The following is a 2,917-nucleotide window of genomic DNA, read 5'->3' as shown; positions in this document are numbered from 1 at the left end:
CGGACGCCGCCCGCGTGCCGCAGCACGGCATTGACCACGGCCCGGAACGGTTGGTAGCCCTGCTCGACGAGCTGGTCGGGTCGCCAGGGGGGTTGCGACCAGTCCTGACCGAGCTGGTTGAACTCGTCCGGCGGCGCACCCGCGGTCACGCCGAGCGCGAGGACATCCTGCAGCGCCCACGCGTCGGCACCGTTCGGGTCGACCCCGACGGCGAGGTCGTGCATGATGCCGAGCTCCATGCCCGACCGCTCGGCCGTCGACTGTGCCGTGGCAAGTTGTTCGTCGAGCTGCCACTGCAGCCAGCGGTGGAAATCGACTGCGTCGGCGTGCTTCACGGCGAATTCGGCGACACCGGCGCTCGCCGGATGCTCGAGTTCGTCCGGCCATTGGTGCCAGTCGGGGCCGTGCTTCTCGGCGAGCGCACACCAGACAGCGAAGTCCTCGAGGCTTCGCCCCTCCCGTTCGCGGTACGCCGCATACGCCAGCTCCCTGCCCGCGGATCGCTGGACGGAGTACACCGTCTGCAATGCGGCACGCTTGGCTTTCCACGCAGCGTCGCGGTCGATGAGTTCCTCGCGCCGCCCGCGGTGGCGGAGGTCGGCCCGCGCTTTCCGGATGCGGCCGCGACCGCGAACCTCGGCGTACTCGATGATCGCCTCGGGCCGCAGGTAGAGCGGATTGAAGTAGCGCCGCGACGTTGGCAGGTAGGGCGACGGCTCCATCGGCGCGACCGGCGCGGCGGCGTGCAGCGGATTGACCAGGATGTATCCCGCGCCGTGCTGTGCGCCGGACCACACCGCAAGATCGGCGAGGTCGGTCAAATCGCCGACGTCCCAGGACCTTTCGGACTGCACGCTGTAGAGCTGAGTGGCAAGGCCCCAGGTTCGCTTGGCCCGGAGCCGCGGCGGCAGCTAGAGCTTGGCCGGCACGACGATCACCGGTGTGCTCGATTCCGATGAGCCGGCCTGGATGTACAACCGGTGATAGCCCAGCGGAAGATCGCCGGGCAGCTCGAACGTGGCCTCGCCGACGAGCCGGTCGCCGAGATCATATGGGGGAGTGTGATTTTCAAGCTGACGGAGGCCGGCGCGCACGCTGCCGTCTTCCAGCCGAATCCACAGGCCCACCGGGCTCCCGTGAGTGACGTGCACCCAGAAAGACGATTCGGTCTCGGCGCGGGCGACGATGGTCGGCGGCAGGGACCGACTCCAGTGGTCGCGGTCGTGGGCGGCGAGTGCCGCCGCCCGCTCGTCCTCCGTGGTCGCGGAGACACCGAGCGCCGCGAGCACCGCAACCAAGGTGGTATCGGGTACGTCGACGTGGCGACCCGTCCAGTCCTGGTATTCGGTGGCAACGCCGTGGCGGCGGGCAAGTTCGCCTAGTGACGGCGGGGTTTCGACCATGTCGCTTATCTTGCCCGCCGCTCGCCTCCTCCAACCGACGATGTGCTCCTCGCGCGTCCGCGTCAAACATCGCGGCTCAACAGGTCGTCCCAGGTGTCGCGGCGGACCACCAGTCGCGCCTCGCCGTCGCGGGCGAACACCACGGGCACCCGGCGAGCGCCGTTGTACTGGTTGGACATCGTGTAGCAGTAGGCGCCGGTGACCGGAACCGCGAGCAGGTCGCCGACCGCGGGATCGCGCAGCGCGATGCCGTCGACGAGCCGGTCGCCGGATTCGCAGTGCCGCCCGACCACGGTGACCGTCTCGCCGTCGCCGCCCACCCGGTCGACCAGGGCCGCCTCGAAGCGCTGCCCGGTCAACGAGACCTCGAGGTTGTCGCCCATGCCGCCGTCGACCGCCACATGGGTGATCGCCCCGCGCTTGACCGTCGTGACGCGGTACAGCGTGCACGCACTGGTAGCGACCATGCTGCGGCCCGGCTCGACGATGATCCGGCAGCCGTCGGGCAGCAGAGCCCGGGCCTGCGTCACCATCGCTTCGGCGTAATCGTCGACGCTGGGTGGGTGCTCGTCGTAGGTGTAGCGCACGCCGAGGCCACCGCCGAGGTCGTAGGTCTCGAACGTGCCCAGTTTGGCGATCGGCTCGACGGCGGCGGCCAGCTGCTCGACGTTGAGCAGCTGTGACCCGACATGGGTGTGCACGCCGTCGAGTTGCAGCACCGAGCTTCGCTCGATCCGGGCGATCGCGTCCCGGGCATCGTCGGGCAGCAGGCCGAACTTGGAGCCGGCATGCCCGGTCGCCTGCGAGGCGTGAGTGGCGGCCTCGACGTTGGGAATCACCCGCACCAGGCAGCGCTGCCGGCGCCCGTGCGGCACGATGGGCTCCAGCCGGTCGATGTCGTCGAAGTTGTCGACGACGACGAGCCCGAGGCCGTGCTTGACGGCCAGCCCGAGTTCCTCGTCGGTCTTGGCGTTGCCGTGCAGCACCAGCCGGTCCGGGTCGACGCCCGCCTTGATCGCGGTGAGGATCTCGCCGCCGCCCGCCACGTCGAGGTGCAGGCCCTCCTCGACCATCACCCGCTGAACCGCCGTGCACGGGAACGACTTCGACGCGAACGCCAGATCGCTGCGCGGCCACCGGCTGCGGAACGCGCCGAGGTACGTCCGCGCCCGGTTCCGCAGCGCGTCCTCGGCGACGACGATGGCGGGGGTCCCGAACTCGGCGGCGACATCATCGAGACGACAGCCGCCGACCACAAGGGTGCCGTCGCCGTCGGTTCGCGTGCCCGGCGGGAACAGATTGATCAGTTCCTCCGCGGTCGCCTCGATGCGCATCGCCTCAGCGTCCCACTCCGCCGACGCGGTGGTGGGCGACTCGTCGGTAACGTCGGTGACCATGGCGCTAGGACGAATCGACGACGTCGACGTCGCGGCGCGCGACCGCCGGGCCAGGGTGGCGGTCGCGGCGTTGTTCCTGACCAACGGGGCGCTGTTCGCCAACCTGCTGCCGCGCTA

Annotated in this window: 1 protein-coding gene and 1 pseudogene; both read right to left on the bottom strand. The window is 70.0% G+C overall.

Translation table 11 applies throughout. The annotated features are described in order from the left end of the window. Positions 1 to 1,403 (bottom strand): annotated as a pseudogene (locus QOC76_RS14120) (4-alpha-glucanotransferase); the annotation flags it as partial. A gap of 62 nt (positions 1,404 to 1,465) precedes the next feature. Beyond that, positions 1,466 to 2,800 (bottom strand): diaminopimelate decarboxylase, encoded by a 1,335-nt coding sequence (lysA, locus tag QOC76_RS14115; RefSeq protein WP_526357463.1) that lies wholly within the window; start codon positions 2,798 to 2,800, stop codon positions 1,466 to 1,468. Positions 2,801 to 2,917: the final 117 nt, after the last annotated feature.

The sequence above is a fragment of the Mycobacterium sp. genome, assembly GCF_032159565.1.
Lineage (GTDB): Bacteria > Actinomycetota > Actinomycetes > Mycobacteriales > Mycobacteriaceae > Mycobacterium.
This window is presented reverse-complemented; position numbering and strand designations above follow the sequence as displayed.